The sequence below is a fragment of the Nocardioides sp. Z22_16 genome (genome assembly GCF_058134365.1).
This window is the reverse complement of the sequence record NZ_JBYTTI010000001.1, coordinates 278,801-297,105: the sequence shown is the minus strand read 5'-3', so window position 1 is coordinate 297,105 and position 18,305 is coordinate 278,801. Positions and strand designations below refer to the sequence as shown.

Annotated in this window: 17 protein-coding genes; 10 read left to right on the top strand and 7 right to left on the bottom strand. The window is 73.5% G+C overall.

What is annotated here, in order from left to right:
- Positions 1-69: 69 nt before the first annotated feature.
- On the top strand, positions 70-1,596 hold the full coding sequence (locus AC3X7R_RS01445; RefSeq protein WP_489963766.1) for a molybdopterin-dependent oxidoreductase: 1,527 nt from the start codon (positions 70-72) through the stop codon (positions 1,594-1,596).
- Between the two features lie 9 nt (positions 1,597-1,605).
- On the opposite strand, the gene AC3X7R_RS01440 is transcribed toward AC3X7R_RS01445, so the two are convergent.
- Positions 1,606-2,856, bottom strand: coding sequence for a C39 family peptidase (locus AC3X7R_RS01440; RefSeq protein WP_489963765.1), 1,251 nt, complete (start codon positions 2,854-2,856; stop codon positions 1,606-1,608).
- Positions 2,857-2,942: 86 nt separating this feature from the next.
- On the opposite strand from AC3X7R_RS01440, the gene cysS reads away from it, so the two are divergent.
- The 4 genes from cysS to AC3X7R_RS01420 all read left to right on the top strand — a co-directional run bounded on the left by cysS (position 2,943) and on the right by AC3X7R_RS01420 (position 7,862).
- Complete coding sequence (gene cysS, locus AC3X7R_RS01435) at positions 2,943-4,373, top strand: cysteine--tRNA ligase (protein WP_489963764.1); 1,431 nt, start codon at positions 2,943-2,945, stop codon at positions 4,371-4,373.
- A gap of 1 nt (position 4,374) precedes the next feature.
- Positions 4,375-5,334, top strand: a complete 960-nt coding sequence (gene rlmB, locus AC3X7R_RS01430; RefSeq protein ID WP_489963763.1) for a 23S rRNA (guanosine(2251)-2'-O)-methyltransferase RlmB — start codon at positions 4,375-4,377, stop codon at positions 5,332-5,334.
- A 49-nt stretch (positions 5,335-5,383) separates the two neighbouring features.
- On the top strand, positions 5,384-6,925 hold the full coding sequence (locus AC3X7R_RS01425; RefSeq protein ID WP_489963762.1) for a metallophosphoesterase: 1,542 nt from the start codon (positions 5,384-5,386) through the stop codon (positions 6,923-6,925).
- Positions 6,926-7,034: 109 nt separating this feature from the next.
- Positions 7,035-7,862 carry a hypothetical protein gene (locus AC3X7R_RS01420; protein WP_489963761.1) on the top strand — a complete coding sequence of 276 codons (828 nt, stop codon included), beginning with the start codon at positions 7,035-7,037 and terminating at the stop codon, positions 7,860-7,862.
- A gap of 46 nt (positions 7,863-7,908) precedes the next feature.
- Here AC3X7R_RS01420 and AC3X7R_RS01415 read toward each other — a convergent pair whose 3' ends face one another.
- Positions 7,909-8,970, bottom strand: coding sequence for a GTP pyrophosphokinase (locus AC3X7R_RS01415; protein WP_489963760.1), 1,062 nt, complete (start codon positions 8,968-8,970; stop codon positions 7,909-7,911).
- Between the two features lie 116 nt (positions 8,971-9,086).
- On the opposite strand from AC3X7R_RS01415, the gene AC3X7R_RS01410 reads away from it, so the two are divergent.
- On the top strand, positions 9,087-10,082 hold the full coding sequence (locus AC3X7R_RS01410; RefSeq protein ID WP_489963759.1) for a calcium-binding protein: 996 nt from the start codon (positions 9,087-9,089) through the stop codon (positions 10,080-10,082).
- Positions 10,083-10,128: 46 nt separating this feature from the next.
- The gene (locus AC3X7R_RS01405) at positions 10,129-10,776 is read left to right on the top strand and encodes a hypothetical protein (protein WP_489963758.1); all 648 of its coding nucleotides are present in this window, start codon (positions 10,129-10,131) and stop codon (positions 10,774-10,776) included.
- A 6-nt stretch (positions 10,777-10,782) separates the two neighbouring features.
- Here AC3X7R_RS01405 and AC3X7R_RS01400 read toward each other — a convergent pair whose 3' ends face one another.
- Positions 10,783-11,280 (bottom strand): hypothetical protein, encoded by a 498-nt coding sequence (locus AC3X7R_RS01400; RefSeq protein ID WP_489963757.1) that lies wholly within the window; start codon positions 11,278-11,280, stop codon positions 10,783-10,785.
- A gap of 109 nt (positions 11,281-11,389) precedes the next feature.
- The gene (gene mug / locus AC3X7R_RS01395) at positions 11,390-11,956 is read right to left on the bottom strand and encodes a G/U mismatch-specific DNA glycosylase (protein ID WP_489963756.1); all 567 of its coding nucleotides are present in this window, start codon (positions 11,954-11,956) and stop codon (positions 11,390-11,392) included.
- 97 nt (positions 11,957-12,053) lie between these two features.
- Between mug and AC3X7R_RS01390 the strand changes: the two genes are divergently transcribed.
- Entirely contained in the window at positions 12,054-12,638 is a 585-nt protein-coding gene (locus AC3X7R_RS01390; protein WP_489963755.1) for a hypothetical protein, read from the top strand.
- Between the two features lie 16 nt (positions 12,639-12,654).
- Here the strand turns inward: AC3X7R_RS01390 and AC3X7R_RS01385 are convergent, their stop codons facing one another.
- Positions 12,655-14,001 carry a phosphodiester glycosidase family protein gene (locus AC3X7R_RS01385; protein ID WP_489963754.1) on the bottom strand — a complete coding sequence of 449 codons (1,347 nt, stop codon included), beginning with the start codon at positions 13,999-14,001 and terminating at the stop codon, positions 12,655-12,657.
- Between the two features lie 19 nt (positions 14,002-14,020).
- Here AC3X7R_RS01385 and AC3X7R_RS01380 point away from each other — a divergent pair, with 19 nt between their 5' ends.
- Positions 14,021-15,208, top strand: coding sequence for a site-specific DNA-methyltransferase (locus tag AC3X7R_RS01380; RefSeq protein ID WP_489963753.1), 1,188 nt, complete (start codon positions 14,021-14,023; stop codon positions 15,206-15,208).
- A 7-nt stretch (positions 15,209-15,215) separates the two neighbouring features.
- On the opposite strand, the gene AC3X7R_RS01375 is transcribed toward AC3X7R_RS01380, so the two are convergent.
- The gene (locus AC3X7R_RS01375; RefSeq protein WP_489963752.1) at positions 15,216-16,346 is read right to left on the bottom strand and encodes a glutamate--cysteine ligase; all 1,131 of its coding nucleotides are present in this window, start codon (positions 16,344-16,346) and stop codon (positions 15,216-15,218) included.
- A gap of 61 nt (positions 16,347-16,407) precedes the next feature.
- On the opposite strand from AC3X7R_RS01375, the gene AC3X7R_RS01370 reads away from it, so the two are divergent.
- Complete coding sequence (locus AC3X7R_RS01370; protein ID WP_489963751.1) at positions 16,408-17,739, top strand: threonine/serine exporter family protein; 1,332 nt, start codon at positions 16,408-16,410, stop codon at positions 17,737-17,739.
- Here AC3X7R_RS01370 and AC3X7R_RS01365 read toward each other — a convergent pair.
- The gene (locus tag AC3X7R_RS01365; RefSeq protein WP_489963750.1) at positions 17,717-18,301 is read right to left on the bottom strand and encodes a DUF402 domain-containing protein; all 585 of its coding nucleotides are present in this window, start codon (positions 18,299-18,301) and stop codon (positions 17,717-17,719) included. The two genes, AC3X7R_RS01370 and AC3X7R_RS01365, sit on opposite strands and share 23 nt — an antisense overlap.
- Between the last annotated feature and the right edge of the window lie 4 nt (positions 18,302-18,305).

Genomic DNA, 18,305 nt, shown 5'->3' with positions numbered 1-18,305 from the left:
CAGGGGGGTCGGGGACTGGTCGGGACGGGGGCTCACACGACCGATGATGCCTGAGTCACAATCTCTGTCATGCAGTCGACTCGCCCGTGGGCCCTCATCGGTGTCGTCGCCGGTGTGACCGGGCTGGCGACGAGCTATCTCGCGGCGAAGGCGCTGACCATCCGGGACCCTCCGGTGATCGCCGCGGCCGAGCTGGTGGTCCGGTTCACCCCCGGGCCGGTGGTCGAGTGGGCGATCGACACCCTCGGCCCGGCGGACAAGCCGGTGCTGATGCTGCTGGTGGCGCTCGTGCTCCTGGGAGGCTTCGCCCTCGCCGGCTGGGCCTGGGGGCGGGGCTGGTGGCGCTCGGTGCTGGTGTGGCTGGTCCTGGCCGCGGCCGGGCTCCTGGCCGTCCAGCTGCAGCGAGGCGCCGGGATGGTCGACGCGGTCCCGATCGGCGTCGGCCTGGCGACCTCGCTGCTCTGCCAGGCTCTCCTGGCCCTCCTCGCGGCACGGGGAGGGCAGACCCCGCCGGAGGGAGCGACCTCGGGGCGCCGGGGACTGCTGGCCGGGCTGGCCGTCGCGGGCCTGGTGGCCGTCTCCTCGACCACCCTCGGGCGGATCGTGGGCAACCGGAAGCGGGCCGTGCAGGAGCGCCGCCGGCTGCTCCGCATCCCCGGCGTCACCGACCGGGAGACACCTCCGCGGGCCAGGATCGACCTGGAGGGCGTGTCGAGCTGGCAGACGCCCAACGACGACTTCTACCGGATCGACACCACCCTGGCGGTGCCGACCATCAACCCCTCCGACTGGCGGCTGCGCATCCACGGCATGGTCGAGCGGGAGGTGGTGCTGACCTACCAGGACCTCATCGACATGGAGCTCAGCGAGGCCTGGATCACCCTCAGCTGCGTCTCCAACCCGGTCGCCGGCCCGCTGATCGGCAACGCCTGGTGGAGCGGGGTCCGGACCGCGACCCTGCTGGAGCTGGCGGGTGTGCGCCGCGGCGCCGACGCAGTCCTCCAGACCTCGGACGACGGCTGGAACTGCAGCACGCCGCTCAGCGCACTCACCGACGTGCGTGACTCGATGGTCGCGGTGGCGATGAACGGCGAGCCGCTCCCGCTCGAGCACGGCTTCCCGGCCCGCACCATCGTGCCCGGGCTCTACGGCTACGTCTCGGCGTGCAAGTGGGTGGTCGACTGGGAGGTCACCCGCTTCGTCGACGTGGACGCCTTCTGGACCCAGCGGGGCTGGTCGGAGCAGGGACCGGTCCGCCTCTCGTCGCGGATCGACGTCCCCTCCTCGGGCGACGACGTGCCCGCCGGTGAGCTGAGGGTCGGCGGCATGGCCTGGCACCAGCACGTGGGCATCTCGGCGGTCGAGGTCGCGCTGGACGGGGGCGACTGGCAGCCGGCCGAGGTGGCGCTGCCCCGCACCAACGACACCTGGGTGCAGTGGGCGGCGACCCTCGACGTCGAGCCCGGGGAGCACGTGCTCAGGGTCAGGGCGCGCGACAAGCACGGCGAGGTGCAGACCGGGGTGCGACGCGACGTGGTGCCCGACGGCGCCACCGGCTGGCACGAGATCTCCTTCACCGCCAGCGCCGAGGAGTAGCCCGCGCGGCTAGTCCTCGAGCACGTAGGTGAGGCCGCCCGACCCGTCGAGCCAGACCTGCTCGAACTGCGCCCGGTCGTAGGTCCGCCGGACGGTGGAGTTGGTCGGCGCGGCCGGGTCGTTGACCACCACGTCGCCCGTGGGGGTGAAGCCCGCCAGCACCATCAGGTGTCCCGCGGTGGAGGTGATCGGGGCGCCGCGGAGCTGGCCGGCGGAGAAGGCGACCGAGACGATCAGCGGCGTGCCGGCGTTGATGTGCTCCTCGGCGGCCCGCAGGTCGGCCAGCCGGGTGACGCGGGTGCGGGGGAGCAGGGTGCCGGCGTAGGCGGTGTTGAAGGCCCAGTTGCCGGTGCCGCGGTAGCCGTGGTCGTAGACCTGCCGGGCGGTGTGGTCGACCACCGGGTCGGTGTGGGCGCCGCCGCCGAAGGCGCGCGCCTCGGCGGGCAGCACGCCGTAGTGGTCGAGCACCATGGCCAGGGAGGTCGGCGAGCACCAGGCCTCACCGCCGCCGCCCCACTGGGGGTAGTGGCCGCGGTGGGTCATCTGCGAGTACGTCGGCACGTCGAGGACGGTGCCCACGCCCGGGCCCGGGGTGGAGGTGGCGCCCCGGGGGGCCACCCTGCTGGCCATCGCGCCGACCCGCTCCAGCGACGGTGCGGCCTTGGTGCCCTGGCGGCGCATCAGCTGGACCTTGAGCTGCCAGCCGACCGCCCCGGCGGCGTCGTGGACCTTGAGCGTGTCGGCGGCGACGCGTGCCAGATCGTCGTCCTGACTGCCCAGGGTGCCTCGCCGGACCCAGCGGCTGCCGGACGTCCAGCGCGCCATCGTGTCCCAGGAGCCGACGGAGCCGTCGGGTGCGCGCAGCCGGGCCTTGACCTCGATCCAGCTGTCCCCGGGGGTGGTCGCCTGCCAGGACGGGATGAGCTCGGTGAAGCCGAAGGGCTCGGTGGCCCACGGCGAGGTCCAGAGCCCCACGTCGTAGCGGCGTCCGTCGTGGGTGCGCGTGCGGGTGGGCTTCTTGAGCCGCACCGACCCCTTGGCGATCCGGGTGCCGACCCGCTTGCCCGGGCGGAGCTCGTGGCCGGCGTCGAAGGAGGTCTCCGAGACCTGCGTGGCCGAGCGACGCGGCGCGGGCTCCCGCTCGGCCGCGGCGGGGCCGGTGAGCACGCCGAGGAGGGCCGCCGGCAGGGCAAGGGCGGACGCTCCGGCCACCAGCCGGGGGAGGGGGCGGTGGGAGGGCGCGTGGGGCAGGCGGTTCATCTTCGGGACGATACGTCACACCAGCCCCACCCGTCACCGAGTTCGGGGATGCGAATCCCGGCCTCGCCCGCCCCTAGACTGAGCGGGTGACTCTCAGGCTCCATGACACCGCTTCGCGCGAAGTCCGCGACTTCGTCCCCCTCGAGGAGGGGAAGGTCGGTCTCTACGTCTGTGGGCTCACCGTGCAGTCGGAGCCGCACGTCGGGCACGTCCGCTCGGGGGTCAACTTCGACGTCCTCCAGCGCTGGCTGCGGGTCCGCGGCTTCGAGGTCACGTTCATCCGCAACACCACCGACATCGACGACAAGATCCTCGCCAAGGCCGCCGAGCAGGGCCGTCCCTGGTACAACCTGGCCTACGCCATGAAGCGCGAGCTGGACCGCGCCTACGACGCCCTCAACGTGGCGCCCCCGACCTACGAGCCGGCGGCCACCGGGCACGTGCCCGAGATGGTCGAGATGATCACCGCCCTGATCGAGCGCGGGCACGCCTACGCCGCCGACGACGGGTCCGGCGACGTCTACTTCGACGTCCGCTCGTGGCCGACGTACGGCGAGCTCACCCGGCAGCGGATCGACGACATGGAGGCCGCCGAGGACGCCGACCCGCGCGGCAAGCGCGACCCGCGCGACTTCGCCCTGTGGAAGGGCTGGAAGTCCGGCAGCGAGCCGGCCACCGCCTCGTGGCCCTCGCCCTGGGGTCGCGGTCGCCCGGGGTGGCACATCGAGTGCTCGGCGATGGCCGGCAAGTACCTCGGCACCGCCTTCGACATCCACGGCGGCGGGATGGACCTGCGCTTCCCCCACCACGAGAACGAGCAGGCGCAGTCCCGGGCCGCCGGCCACCCCTTCGCGGCGTACTGGATGCACAACGCGTGGATCACCACCGCCGGCGAGAAGATGAGCAAGTCGCTCGGCAACAGCCTGACTATCCCGGCGGTGCTCCAGCGCTACCGCGGGATCGAGCTGCGCTACTACCTCGTCGCCGCGCACTACCGCAGCCACGTCGAGTTCTCCTTCGAGGCGCTCGACGAGGCCGTCACCGGCTTCCGCCGCGTCGAGGCCTTCCTCGAGCGCGCCGGTGTGTCCGGCGAGCCGGGCCAGGTGCTCCTCGAGCAGCTGCCGCCGGCCTTCGTGGAGGCGATGGACGACGACCTGGGCACCCCCGCCGCGGTGGCGGTGGTGCACGAGACGGTCCGTGAGGGCAACCGGCTGCTCGCCGAGGGTGGGGACGCCGCGCAGACCGCCGCGCAGGTGCTGGCGATGCTCGACGTCCTCGGGCTCCACCCCGCCGACCCGGCGTGGGCCGGCGGCGACGACACGGAGACCGCGCTGCTCACCGACGCGGTCGACGTCCTGGTCGGTGCGCTCCTCGAGGAGCGGGCCGCCGCACGCGCAGCACGGGAGTTCGCCACCGCGGACGCCCTCCGCGACCGCCTCAAGGCGGCCGGCATCGAGATCGAGGACACCCCGTCGGGGCCGCGCTGGTCGCTGGCCCAGGCGCACGGGAAGGACTGACATGGCAGGCAACTCCCAGCGCAAGGGATCCATCCGCAAGTCGAAGAAGGGCGCGACCATCGGCTCCGGCGGACGCGTCAAGCGCGGGCTGGAGGGCAGGGGACCGACGCCGAAGGCGGAGGACCGGCCCTACCACAAGGCGCACAAGGCCAAGACGCGCTCGGAGCGCGAGGCGTCGGCCAGGCCGCGACACCGGACCGCGAAGAGCAGCGACGCCGAGTGGGTGGCCGGCCGCAACAGCGTCGTCGAGGTGCTGCGCGCCGGCGTGCCGATCACCGGTGTCTACGTGGCCGAGGGCGCCGAGCGGGACGGCCGGCTGCGGGAGGCCTTCAAGCTCGCCGCCGAGCAGGGCCTGTCGATGATGGAGGTCACCCGCAACGAGATGGACCGGATGACCGCGGGCGCGGTCCACCAGGGCCTGGCCGCCCGCATCCCGTCCTACGAGTACGCCCACGGCGACGACCTGCTCGACCGGGCTGCCGAGGCCAAGGAGCCGCCGCTCGTCGTGGCCCTCGACTCGGTGACCGACCCGCGCAACCTCGGAGCCGTCGTCCGCTCCGCCTCCGGCTTCGGCGCGCACGGCGTACTGATCCCCGAGCGCCGGGCGGCCGGCATGACCGCGTCCGCGTGGAAGACCTCCGCCGGCGCCGCGGCCCGGACCCCGGTGGCCCAGGCGGTCAACCTGGTCCGTCAGCTGAAGGCCTACCAGGACGCCGGCTGCATGGTCGTCGGCCTCGACGCCGAGGGCACCATGTCGCTGCCCGAGCTCGTGGCGGAGGGCGGGCTGGCCGAGGGTCCGCTGGTCCTGGTGGTGGGCTCCGAGGGCAAGGGCCTGTCCCGCCTGGTCGCCGAGACCTGCGACCAGCTGGTGGCGATCCCGATGGCCAACAGCCTGGAGTCGCTCAACGCGGGGGTGGCGGCCTCCGTGGCGCTCTACGCCATCTCGCAGGCCCGCGCCTGACCCGGAGCCGCCCGCCGGGGGCCGCCGGCGCTTGGCTACGGTGAGGCAGATGCTCTCCCGTCCCGACCCCACTTCTGTCCTGCGCTGGACCCTGCTGGTCGGGGTCTGGGTGGTCACCGCGGTGGCGGTGGGCTCCGCCCTCTTCCTCAACAGCAGCCGCACGACCGTGCTGGCCGGTCACGACGCGGTCGTCACCCCCACCCTCGACGGCCACGCGGTCCTGGCGACCGGTCCGGTGCTGCCCGACGTCCGGATGGACGTCGCGGGCGGCCTGGGGGTCCGGATCGCGCTGGGCAAGACCGACGCGGGCTCCACCGAGGAGCTCTTCGAGCGGTACGCGCTGATCGCGTCGAACTCCGAGGCTCAGATCGCGAAGGTCCAGGAGCTGGTCGTCGAGATGGCGATCGCCTCGGGTCTGCGGGGCGCGGCAGTCGGCGCGATCCCGGTGGTCGCCTTCCTGCTGCTCGGCCATGCCCGGCGACGCGACCTGTTCGACGGGCTGCGCACCTTCCGGCCCCGGCCGCTGCTGGGGGCCTCGCTGGTGCTCGCCCTCGTGGTGGCGCTCTGGCAGCCCTGGTACGGCGAGGAGCCGGCGGTGGACCGCACCCGCAGCTGGATCCCGTTGTCGGAGTTCCTGGGCGAGCAGGTGCCGATCCCCGAGGAGGCGGCCGGCCTCGAGGTCCGCGCCGACATCACCGGCACCCAGACCAAGCGGCTGATCGCCAGCGCGGTGGAGACCTACGCCAAGAGCCGTGAGTGGTACGACGCAGCCGCCGAGGCGGCCGCCGAGATCGAGGTGCGCGAGCCCGAGGAGGACGAGACCGTGGCGCTCCTGGTCTCCGACCGGCACGACAACGTCGGGATGGACCGGGTCGCCCGGGCCGTCGCCGACCGGGCCGGCGCCACCGCCGTCCTCGGGGCGGGTGACGACACCTCGACCGGGAAGCCGTGGGAGGCGTTCTCCCTCGACTCCCTGCAGGAGTCCTTCGAGGACCTCGACCGGTGGGCGGTGACCGGCAACCACGACCACGGCGACTTCGTCGGCGACTACCTCGACCAGCTCGGCTGGAACCGGCCGGTCGACGAGGTGGAGGAGGGGCCCGGCGGCGGAATCATCCTGGGTGTCGACGACCCCCGCAGCAGCGGCCTGGGCAGCTGGCGCGACGAGAGCGGCCTGACCTTCAGCGAGGTGGCCGAGCGGCTCGCCGACACCGCCTGCGACTCCGAGGAGCGGATCAACACCCTCCTCGTCCACGACGTCAAGCTGGCCCAGGAGGCACTCGAGCGGGGGTGCGCCGACCTCGCGGTCGGGGGCCACCTCCACGTGCAGAACGGACCGACCGAGGTGGTCGCCCCGGACGGCGAGGTGGGCTACGCCTGGACCAACGGGACCACCGGCGGCGCGGCGTACGCCATCGCGATCGGCAGCAAGCCCCGCCGTGACGCCGAGATGACCCTGATCACCTACGACGACGAGGGCGTCCCCGCGGGGCTCCAGTGGGTGCGGGTGCGCACCGACGGCCGTTTCCTGGTCGGTCCCTACGAGGAGCTCACCTACACGCCTCGCGAGGCGGAGGAGTCCGCCCGCTGAGTGTGCCGTCCACGAGCCGTGACGCCGAACGCGGCGTGCGGCGGGGTAGGGGATCATGGGGCGCGTTCCTCACCCATGCCGAGGAGCACAACGGGGTATAGGAGAGAACATGGACCCACGCAAAGCACTCGCCCAGGTGGCACGGCGCACGACCGGCCTCGTCACCCGCCCGCAGGAGACCGTCCAGGAGATCGTCGACGACGTCAAGGACGTCGTCGGGACCGGCGTAGGCCTGGCCGGGCAGGTGGTCGGCGGAGCGGTCGCCCGCGCCGGCCAGCTCCTGGAACGTGGGGACGCGCGCGGCGACGTGACCTGGCCGGTGGACTCCCCACGGCCCCAGACGCCGGTCAGCCCGAGCGAGGCGCCTGTCGAGCAGGCCGAGACGGCCTCGCCGCACGGTGACCCGCTCGCGCCCCGGACGTCGTCCGCACCCGTGAAGGCAGTGCCGGCCAAGAAGGCGCCCGCCGCCAAGAAGGCGCCGGCCGCGAAGAAGGCGCCGGCGGCCAAGAAGGCGCCGGCGGCGAAGAAGGCGCCGGCGACCAAGGCCGCCCCGGCCCCGGCGGTCCCGGCGGCGAAGAAGGCGCCCGCCACGAAGGCCGCCCCGAGCGGTCCCGGGGGGAAGCTGCCCACCCGGAAGGCTGCGCCCCGCAAGGTCGCCGAGGGCACGCCGACGCCGGCGGCGATCGCCCAGGTGGCTGCCGCCTCGGACGTCGACACCAGCGTCCCGGTCGCCCCCGAGGAGACGCGCACCGCCGCGGCCACCGGGACCGCTCCGGCCACGAAGAAGGCCCCCGCCAAGAAGGCCCCCGCGAAGAAGGCCCCCGCCGCGAAGGCCCCCGAGAAGAAGGCGCCCGCCACGAAGGCTCCGGCGGAGAAGGCGCCGGCGGAGAGCGCGAAGCCGGCTCCGGCCGACCAGTCGCCCTCCGCTGACGCCTAGCCCGACGGCTGCCCGGCGCGGAGCCGCGAGGCTCCGCGCCGGGCACTCAGCTCCTGGGCTCTCCCTGGTCCACCAGCTTCGCCAGGCGGGCCCTGAGCAGCGGGACCCGGTGCGCGTTGCCGGGGAGAGCGACGTACTGCTCCCCGAAGATGGCGAGCAGGGCGTCGTCGAGGCGACGGACCGCCCCCGCCGGGTAGCGGTATCCCATCCGGCGGATCACCGCCTCGGGGTCCACCGACGTCAGCAGCGCGGCCAGCTCGTCGAGCGAGGTCACCCCTAGCTCCAGGAGCAGCCCCGCGATCCACCCGTAGTGGTCGGTGTGCGACCACCCGGCGTCGGCGTACTGGCCCGCCAGGAAGGCGGCCAGCTCCTGCCCGCTGATCCGGGGATCGCTCGGGTCCGCGTCCTCGAGCCGGGCCGCGCCGGACCCCTGGAGCCTCGCCCGGATGGCGGAGAACTCCTGGTCGGCCAGCTCGAGCAGTCCCGCAGCCAGGGTGAAGCGGCGGTCGAGGTCGGGGGCGTGCTCCTCCGGAACGGTGCCCTTGTAGCGGATGTCGTGCTCGAACTCCGCCCAGGCGTGCTGCAGCACCGTGCGGACCTGGATGCTGGCCCGCCGCCCCGCCAGGTCGGTGAAGCCCTCCGGGCCGGGCTCGCCGACCGCGACCAGGAGGTGGCGGCTGGAGTAGCCGAACCGGCCTTCGCGCGCCGTCTCGAGGCCCAGGTCCCGATCGTCCACCACGACCAGCTGGTCGTCGAAGACCTCCGCGACCGCGGCGACGTCGCTGTGCACGTAGGTGATGACCCGGACACCGACCTGGTCGGTGATCTCGCTGAGGGGGTCGCTGTACTCCGGCTCCCCGTCGACCAGCCGCGCGGCCTTGGCGGCGAAGGAGGCCACGCTCTTCGTCCGGCCGTCCACCGAGAGGTAGTTGATGCCCGCCTCGTCCAGCAGCGAGGTCACCAGCTCGACGAACCGCTGCGTCGGACCCAGCAGACCGGGCTGCATCGCGGCATAGCGGCGGACCGCCTCACGGACCGGCGCCGAAGGAGGGGCGGGTGCCGAGGGAGGGGCGGGGGGCTCGGTGGCGGGTGGGGGCGAGTCGGGCATGGGAGCAGCCTGCCAGTCGGGGGCCGGAACAGGGTGGGAGAGTCTTCGGAAATCCAGGCAATCCTCAGTCTCCCTCAGGCGATCTGGGGATAATTGAGGCCCACGTCGCCGGCTCCGTGCCCGCGCGGCCCGCGCCGAGACCCGGGAGGCCCTCCATCCGCCGCTCATTCGCCCTCGCCCCGCTCTTCCTCCTCCTGCTGCTGAGCCTCGCCGCTCCCGCCTTCGCGGCCAAGAAGGCCACCAAGGGCGATGACGTGCTCATCGGCAACGGCAAGGGCAACGTCATCAGGGCCCTCGCGGGGGACGACCTGATCAAGGGCCGCGGCGGCGCCGACCGCCTCTACGGGCACCCGGGCAACGACACCCTCTACGGCGGCCCCGGCAAGGACCAGCTCGACGGCAACGCCGGTGACGACCTGCTGCACGGGGAGGGCGGCGCCGACCTGCTCCACGGGCACGCCGGCAACGACCAGGCGTGGGGCGGCCCCGGGAACGACACGATCATGATGCACAACGGCGACGACTCCGTCTGGGGCGAGGCCGGGGACGACGTCATCGACGGCATGGTCGGCAACGACACGCTCGACGGAGGCGACGGCCGGGACAGCATCTCCGGCGGGCCCGGCAACGACGTCATCTACGGCGGAGCCGGCGACGACAACCTCCGGCGCGGCACCCGGGTCGGCGGCCTGATGGGAGCCCAGGGCGACGACCAGGTCTACGGGGGCGACGGCAACGACCACGTCTCGGGTGCTGACGGCAACGACCACCTCGACGGCGGCGCCGGCGACGACGAGCTGGACGGCGGTGACGGGAACGACGTGCTCATCGACGGTCCCGGCGACGACAACGGCACCGGCGACGAGGGCAACGACATCATCTTCCTCGGCAGCGGGTCGGACGAGTTCTACTCCGAGGAGGGGGACGACATCTTCTACGTCCTCAACGACGGGGAGTACGACCAGATCTACTGCCAGGAGGGCTACGACCAGGTGATCTACATCGGGTCCATCGATCCTCGCGACAAGATCGGCCTGGTCAACAAGTACGACGGCAAGGACTGCGAGTCGGTCACCGTCGTCGAGGTCCCGCCCGCGGGCTGGCCCTACTGACCCTCGCCCGCGCCCCCGGTGACCTCCGCCCGACTACCGTCGGGGCATGGCGCGCGCACGTTTCGTCGGACAGATCGCCGGGGTGGGGACCACCAGCGGTCTCCGGGCGGTGGTCGGACGGTGGGACCACTCCCCGCTGGGGCCCTTCGCGGACGTGATGGTCGAGACGGTCGAGGGGCACCGGGTGCTGCTGGCCCCCAGCCCCGAGGTCGCCGACCTGGTGGCTGGGGCCTACCGGTTCGACGAGGTCCGCGTGGAGCCCGTCGAGGTCGTCACCGGGCGGGTGGCGAGCGGCTTCGGGATGCCCGCCGGACGGGAGCGGTGGCGGGTGCAGACCCCGTCGCTCGAGCTCACCTTCGGGATAGGCCGTCGCACCCCGCTCGGCTACGCGCTGCGTCTGGTGCCGCGGCCGGTCGCCACGGCGCCCGTCTGGTCCCGGGTGACCGATCCGGTCGCCAGGGTCCTGCTGCGCGGCGTTCGCACCCGGGGGACCGCGGGCCACGGCCGCCGCGAGTTCTACGGGCCTACCGACGTGCATGCGCTCGACTCGGTCGCCGGTCGCTTCGACGGCGCTCGTCTCGGGTCGCTGACCGCGCTGGACCCGCCGTGCCGCTTCGGGTTCAGCTCGGCGCCGCGGCGTCCCGTGCTCACCGACCTGGTGACCACGATCGAGGACCCCGGCGCCACGGGGTGACCGGACTCATGCGGAGCGGGCGGCGCCGCGCTGCGTGGTGGTCGGCTGCGCCCTGCGCAGCGTCCTGAACTCGTCGCGGCTGGCGAAGCAGGCCAGCACGCAGTCGAGTCCGGCCAGCTCGGCGGCTCTGCCGAGCGCGTCGGCCCAGGAGCGGTCGGCGGCGCCCGGCGGGCCGCCTCCGGGCCGGGTGCGCAGCACGCTGACCTGCACGCCGACGCCCGTGGCGTCGTGCTCGGGACGACGCGCGGGCTCGGCAGGCTCCTGCCGGCGTACCAGCTCGCCCAGGAGCTCGGCCAGCGCGACCAGCTCGCCGTCGGTCGGGGGGACGACCGTGTCGGTGATCTCGACCAGGGAGGCGTGGCGGTCGTCCCGGGGGGTGAGGCTCAGCCACACCGAGTGGCCCGGGAAGTCGGAGCCCGGCGGGTGCGGGAAGCCGAGCCGACGGACGAGGAGGCGCCAGGACCGCTCGGCCGAGGCGGCGGCGTGGGGGAGGGGGGTGGTCATGCCTGGAAGGGTGGCGGCGCCCCGTCCGACCTCCCCGGCGGCTCTGCACAGCCCTCCACCGGCGGCGCCCTCTCCACAGCGCCCCGTGGGGGAGCGGCGCGGGGTCCGGTCAGAGCAGACCGGTGGCGCGCGCGGGTTCGGCGTACGCCTCGGCCAGGGTGCTGACGGTCTGGTGCGCGTTGAGCCCCGAGGGGTTGGGGAGCACCCAGAGATCGGCGCCCGCGAAGGAGTCCGGCTGACGGCCGGTGACGGCCTTGCGGTCCCCGAAGGCCTGTCGGTAGGCGGTGATGCCGAGCACCGCCACGACCCGCGGCCGCACCCGGGCCACCAGCTCCTGCAGGCGGGCCCCGCCGGCGGCCAGCTCGTCGGGGGTCAGCTCGTCGGCTCGCGCCGTGGCCCGGGGCACCAGGTTGGTGATGCCGAGCCCACGGGCGCGCAGGTGGTCCCGGTCGTCGTCGGTCATGCCGGCGGCCGGGTCGATGCGCCGCTCGAGGATCCCGGCCAGGTGCAGGGCGGGGTAGAACCTGTTGGCCGGGTGGGCGAAGTGGGTCTGGGTCGCCGCGGTCCACAGGCCCGGGTTGATGCCGACGAAGAGCAGCCGCACGTCGGGGCCGAGCAGGTCGGGCACCTCGGTGTCGCGGACCGCCTCCAGCTCCGCGCGGGTGAATCTCGCCATGCCCGGAGGGTAGTCGCGGCGGGCCAGGGGGTACGTCGAGGCCCCGGCCGGCCTGCTCCAGCCCCGCCCTGCCGGCCCGACAGCGGAGGTGCCACCCGTGCGACGACGAACCTCTCCGGGCGCCCGCCTCAGGGCCGGCGGTCTCGTCGCGGCGTGCGCCCTGCTGCTCGTGACCGCCTGTGCCGGGAGCAGCGTCGACCCGGCGGAGCCGTCCCCCGCCCAGCCGGCTGCCCCGTCGACCTCGGCTCCTGGGGGCGTCGGGTCGCCGGAGCAGCCCACGGCCGGCGCGGGTGCGCCCTCGGGGCGGGTCGCGCACCGCGACCTGGCGGAGGTCACCGGCCCGGACGCGGGCGGGAGCGGCGGCGACGTGGTGCTCCTCGCCGACACCGGCTCGGACGAGGCCTGGCTGGTGGAGTTCACCTCGTCGCGGTTCCGCGACGATCTCCGCGAGGCCCTCGTGGTGGCCCGGCAGCAGCTCGAGGACGACGAGGCGCTGCTGGGTGCCGTGCTCTCGGTCGGCTGCGACTCATCGGAGGAGTGGTTCCTCCGACGCGAGGACGGCGAGCTCCGGGTCCGGGTCCGGATGCCCAAGCAGACCGTGCAGTGCCTGGTCCCGGTGACCACGGTCGCGGTGCTCGCCGTCGACGCGGAGGAGGCGGAGGGGGTGGCCGGCCCGAGCTGAGGGGCCGGCCCCCACCTCAGCTGATCGGGTTGGAGAAGACCGCCAGCCCGTTGGGGACCTTGCGCTGGGTGCCGTCGGAGGGGGTGTTGAGCACCGCGAGCTGTCCCAGGTCGGTGTGGCCGACCATGGTGGTGGAGCCGCCGCCGTCGAGGTTGAGGGCGTTCTCGGCGCCCAGGGCCTGCATCATGTTGGCCAGCTCGACCATCGTGTAGCCGCGGCTGTGCGCCTGCCGTCCGTCGACGGTGAGGAAGAGGACCTTGTTGGCGTCCTCGTCGATCCCGACCGCGGTGCGCGGGTGCATCAGCTGGTCGTTGATGACCACGCGCTGCCCGTCGAGCAGCAGCGGACGGTCCCCGGAGATGGCGATCCGCGGCGCGCCCTTGACCCGCCACTGGAGGCCGAGCTTCTCGCCGCGCTTGAGCTTCTTGAGCAGGGCAGCGCCCTTGCCCCGGCCGACCAGGAGCTTGCCCTGGATCTTCTTGCCCTGGGTGAGGCCGTAACGGTTGGAGACGACCCGGCCCTTCTTGATGATCACCTGACGGGCGCGCTTCTGGCCGTCGGTCACCGAGTAGCCGCTGGTCTTGCCCCACTTGGGGCTGTAGACCCCGATGCCGCCCTTGGGGACGACGGGGGAGTTGAAGCCCGAGAACGTGATGTTGGGCCGCTTGCCGTGGCGGAACTTGCCGACGAACGGCATCTCCCCGACGTGCGGCCGACCGGCCTTGTTCACCCAGAAGGCGCTGTTCCACCCCGAGGCGGGGGCGTGGCGCAGCCCGCCCTTGCGGGCCTTGCCCACGCCGAGGGGAGCGCCGGTGTCGCCGATGTCGAAGAAGTCGCCGTTGATGGCGGCCACGGCACCGGACTGCTTGGCCATCCACTCCACGGAGGTGCCGTCGGCGACCTTCTGGGTGGCGACCAGGTCGAAGCTGTTGGCCGGGTTGACGATGTCGACGGTGAGGAGCTGGAAGCGGACCGTCTGGGGGATGCCCGCCCCGCGTGGCTCGATCTGGTCCCAGGTGCGGTAGTCGATGCCGGGGGCCATGTTCCATCCGGTCTCGGAGATCACGGTGGCGGGGGCCCGGCGGCCGGCCGGCAGCGGCTCGGCCACCCAGCCGGTCTTGCCGTCGCTGGCGTGGCGCGGGCGCTCGGCGGTGCCGGTCCCGGGGGCCCGCTCCCCGGCTGGGTGGGCGGAGTCTGCGGCCTTCAGGTCGGCGACCGCGGCGGCGCCCGGTCCGGCGGAGCCGGTCTGCGCGGTGGCGGTCGGTGCGGTCAGAGCCAGCGCGCAGGAGCCGGCGGCGAGGCCGGCGACGGCCCCCCAGACGGCGCGGTGGGCTGGGGCATGCGGTCTTGTGAAGGAGGGCATGCGCTCCAGAGTAGGACGGATGAGCACTAATGTGGCGGACGTGACGGCCTGGAACACGTTCGTCGAGGGGGACAACCTCCACGTGCTGTCGGGTCTCGAGACGGGTTCGGTCGACCTCGTCTACGCGGACCCGCCCTACAACACCGGCAACGACTTCGCCTACGCCGACCGCTTCCGGACCGCCGGCGGTGGCCGTGCCGGACGGCACCAGGCGTGGCTGGAGATGATGCGGCCGCGCCTGGAGGAGGTGCACCGCATCCTCGCGCCCGGCGGCGCCGTCTTCGTCAGCATCGACGACAACGAGGCGGCGAGGCTGCGGCTGCTGATGGACGACGTCTTCGGTGAGCAGAACTTCCTGGCCCAGGTGGTCGTCAACCTCAACCCCAAGGGGCGTCAGCTGGGCCGCGGCTTCGCGACCGACCACGAGTACCTGCTCGTCTTCGCCCGCGACGCGCGCGAGTGCCGGCTCGACGCCTCCACGGCCGACAGCGTGGACGCCGCCGACTTCCCCGAGGTCGCCGACGACGGCCGGCGCTTCCGGCACCTGCCCCTGCGCAACACCAACAAGAAGTTCAACCCGCTGACCGCGCCGACGCTGCACTTCCCGGTCTACGGCGACCCCGGCGACGGGCGTGTCGCCCTGGCGCCGTTCCCCGGTGCCGTCGAGGTGCACCCCGTCTTCGGCGACGGCGCCGCGGCGGTCTGGCGCTGGTCGCGGCCGCTGATCGGGTCCCGCCCCGACGACCTGGTCTGCCGGGAGATCCGGGGACTGCGGGGCCCCCGGGTCGACGTCTTCCAGCGCGACTGGCTGGAGAAGCCCGGGGGGCGCCGCAAGAAGCTGCGCACCATCTGGCACGCCGAGGAGGTCGGCTCCACCGACACCGCGGTCGCCGAGCTCAAGCAGCTGGTGGGGCACGTCTTCGAGTCCCCGAAGCCGACCGGTCTGCTGCGCCGGATCCTGCGGACCATGCCGGCGGACGCCCGGGTGGTGGACCCCTTCGCGGGCAGCGGGACCACCGGCCACGCGGTCGCGCTCGCCAACCTCGAGGACGGCGGCACCCGGCACTGCCTCTCGATCAACTCCGCCGAGGCCACCCGGCAGGGCTCGAACGCCGCCCGCGCCGGCCTGGGCACCGTCGCCGAGATCACCCGCGCGCGGCTGCGCGCCGTGGCCGAGCAGCTGGGCGGGGGACTCGAGGAGCGCTGAGCCCGCCTCAGGCGAGCGAGCTGCGCAGCTCGCTGACCACCGAGTCGACGACCGCCACCAGGTCGCCGCCCGACTCGTGGGCCACCGCCCGCTGGCGCTGGTAGGAGGCGCCGCGGGTGGGGATGTCCGCGACCCGGCGCAGCTCGTCGGAGCAGCCGAGCCGCCGGGCGACCGGCTCGAGCCGCTCCAGCAGGTCGGCCAGGTCGTCGGTGACCAGCCGCTCGCGTGAGTCGCCGTCGAGGATGATGATCGCGTCGAGGCCGTAGCGGGCGGCGCGCCACTTGTTCTCCTGCACGTGCCACGGAGGCATCGTGCTGACCTGCTCGCCCGCGGCGATCCGGGTGTCGAGGTCGACGACCAGGCAGTGCATGAGGGCGGTGAGCGCCCCGAGCTCGTCGAGGGTGGAGACCCCGTCGCAGACCCGGTTCTCCAGGGTGCCGAGTCCGGGTGCGGGGCGGATGTCCCAGCGCACCTCGTTGAGCTCCGAGATCACTCCGGTGGTGAGCTGGTCGTGGGCGAACGCCTCGAACTCATCCCAGCGCTGGAACTGGAAGGGCAGCCCGGCGGTGGGCAGCTGCTGGAACATCAGCGCCCGGTTGGAGGCGTAGCCGGTGTCCTGGCCCGCCCAGACCGGGGAGGAGGCCGAGAGGGCCAGCAGGTGCGGGTAGGAGTTGAGGAGCCCGGTGAGCACCGGCATCACCCGGTCCCGTTCGGGGAGGCCGACGTGCACGTGGACCCCCCAGATCAGCATCTGCCGGCCCCACCACTGGGTGCGGTTGATCAGCTCCTCGTAGCGGTGGCCCTCGGTGATCTGCTGGGCCGACCAGCTGGCGAAGGGGTGTGCCCCGGCCCCGAAGAGGTCGACGCCCAGCTCGTCGCCCGCCTTGCTGACCACCTCGAGGGTCTCGCGCAGCTGCCCCATCGCCTCCGGGACGTCGTGGCAGATCCCGGTGACCGCCTCCACGGTGTTGCGGAGCAGCTCCTTGTGCAGCCGCTCCGGCTGCGCGAGGCGGGGGACCGCCAGCTCGAAGAGGTCGGCCGCGGCGCTGACCAGGTCTCGGCTCTCCGAGTCGACCAGGGCCAGCTCCCACTCCACTCCCAACGTGGGCGTGGGGGACGCGTGGAAGTCGATGCGCACGCGGTCAGCCTAGGGGCAGGTGCACGGGAGGTCGCCGGCGGCGCGTGACAGCATGACGACTGTGCCTGATCAGAACAGCGAGGTTGACGTCAAGGAGCTCAACCTGACCATCGACCTCTGCCTGCGCATCGGCGAGATGCTGCTCGCCAACGGGGCCGGCGCGGCGGACGTGACCGCCACGATGGGCGCGGTCGCCCACCACCTCGGACTGCGGCACACCGACATCGACGTGACCTTCACCCAGGTCTCGATGGGCCACCAGTACGACGCGGCGATGCCGTCGCTGGTGATGCTCCGGCAGGTCAAGCAGCGCGACATCGACTACGAGGACCTCACCCAGGTCGACCACCTGGTCCGGGACCTGCTGGCCGGACGCCTCGACCTCTACATGGCGCGCAACCGGATGGCCACCATTGTCTCGGTCGGGCACAACCGCCCGCGCTGGGCGGTCACCGTCGCCACCGGGGTGATGTGTGCCTCCGTGGCCCTCTTCCTCGGCGGCGGTGCGCTGGTGGTCGCGATCGCCTTCGTGGCGGCCTCCTGCATCGACCGGGTGCAGCTCTTCCTGAGCCGCCGGCGGCTGCCGACCTTCTACCTCCAGGTGGCCGGCGGGGTGGTGGCCACCCTCTTCGCCGTGGGGGCTGCGGCCTCCGGCCTCGACGTCGACCCGTCGCTGGTCGTCACCGCCAACATCATCATGCTGCTGGCCGGGATCGGCTTCATGGGCGCCCTCCAGGACGCGCTCTCCGGCTTCTACGTGACCGCGGGGGCGCGGATCATCGAGGCGCTCCTGGCCACCGCCGGGATCATCGCCGGGGTCAGCGGCGGCCTGAGCCTCGGTGAGATGGTCGGGGTCGACGTGGGCCAGCTGGAGCCCGGCCGGTCGGGCTGGCAGGACATCGGGGTGCTGGCCGTGGGGGCGGCGCTCTGCGCGGCCGCCTTCGCCTACTCGGCGTACTCGCCGAAGCGGATCCTGCTGCCGATCGCGGTGGTCGCCGGCGGTGCCGCGGCGATCTTCCGGGTGATCGACGAGGCCGGGCTCGGGCGCACCTGGGCGGCCGCCACCGCGGCGTTCGCGATCGGTCTGGTCGCCTACGCGGTCGCCGGCCGGGTCCGGGTGCCGCCGCTGGTGGTGGTGGTCTCCGCGATCGTGCCGCTGCTGCCCGGGCTCTCGATCTATCGCGGCCTCTCGCTGCTGGCCGAGGGCGGCGAGGCGATCTCCCAGGGCCTGCTCGCGATGGTCACCGCGGCCTCGGTGGCGATCGCGCTGGCCTCCGGGGTGATCCTCGGCGAGTACGTCGCGCAGCCGGTGAAGCGGGAGGCGCGCAAGCTTGAGCAACGGCTCTCCGGTCCGCGCCTGGTCGGGGTCTTCAGGGCTCGCTCGAAGCGCTGAGCGCCCGGAGCACGTCGAGCCAGCGCAGGTGGGCGCCGTCGAACGGCGTCTCCCCGGCGCTCGCCGCGGCCGCCACCCGCGCGCAGCTCGCCCGTGCCGCGGCGACCACGTCAGCGGGGTAGCCGAACCGCACCCGGTGCTCGTCGAACTCGTCCTCGTCGTCGACCACCACCCGGCCGTGGACGTCCCCGACGACGTCGAGGTCCAGGTCGACGGCACGCAGCGTGGCGCCGTCCCACACCGCCGGGGTGGTGACGTCGACGTAGAGCGCGACCGGCTCGCCGGCCAGCGGTGGGAGGGAGCCGCCGCCCTCACCGTGGAACGTGGCCAGCCACCACGGCCGCCCGCCGGCCACCGGAGCGGGCACCAGACCCACCTGGTCGTTGGTGGCGACGAACCGGTGCCCGGGACGGGTGAAGAGAGTGCCGGCGGGGAAGCCGAGCCAGTCGCCGAGCTCGTCCTCGCCCAGCCAGAGGCCGTCGTAGGACCAGTGGGGCAGGTCGCCCCACTTGGCCATCTCGCAGCGCACCGGCTGACCCGGCCGGCGGGCGCCGTCGGTCACCTCG

What these genes read in the sequence shown, in the direction of transcription:
- AC3X7R_RS01445 (WP_489963766.1), top strand. Translation starts at nt 70, where the DNA reads ATGCAGTCGACTCGCCCGTGGGCCCTCATCGGTGTCGTCGCCGGTGTG.
- AC3X7R_RS01440 (WP_489963765.1), bottom strand. Translation starts at nt 2,856, where the DNA reads ATGAACCGCCTGCCCCACGCGCCCTCCCACCGCCCCCTCCCCCGGCTG.
- rlmB (WP_489963763.1), top strand. Translation starts at nt 4,375, where the DNA reads ATGGCAGGCAACTCCCAGCGCAAGGGATCCATCCGCAAGTCGAAGAAG.
- AC3X7R_RS01425 (WP_489963762.1), top strand. Translation starts at nt 5,384, where the DNA reads ATGCTCTCCCGTCCCGACCCCACTTCTGTCCTGCGCTGGACCCTGCTG.
- AC3X7R_RS01420 (WP_489963761.1), top strand. Translation starts at nt 7,035, where the DNA reads ATGGACCCACGCAAAGCACTCGCCCAGGTGGCACGGCGCACGACCGGC.
- AC3X7R_RS01415 (WP_489963760.1), bottom strand. Translation starts at nt 8,970, where the DNA reads ATGCCCGACTCGCCCCCACCCGCCACCGAGCCCCCCGCCCCTCCCTCG.
- AC3X7R_RS01405 (WP_489963758.1), top strand. Translation starts at nt 10,129, where the DNA reads ATGGCGCGCGCACGTTTCGTCGGACAGATCGCCGGGGTGGGGACCACC.
- AC3X7R_RS01400 (WP_489963757.1), bottom strand. Translation starts at nt 11,280, where the DNA reads ATGACCACCCCCCTCCCCCACGCCGCCGCCTCGGCCGAGCGGTCCTGG.
- mug (WP_489963756.1), bottom strand. Translation starts at nt 11,956, where the DNA reads ATGGCGAGATTCACCCGCGCGGAGCTGGAGGCGGTCCGCGACACCGAG.
- AC3X7R_RS01385 (WP_489963754.1), bottom strand. Translation starts at nt 14,001, where the DNA reads ATGCCCTCCTTCACAAGACCGCATGCCCCAGCCCACCGCGCCGTCTGG.
- AC3X7R_RS01380 (WP_489963753.1), top strand. Translation starts at nt 14,021, where the DNA reads ATGAGCACTAATGTGGCGGACGTGACGGCCTGGAACACGTTCGTCGAG.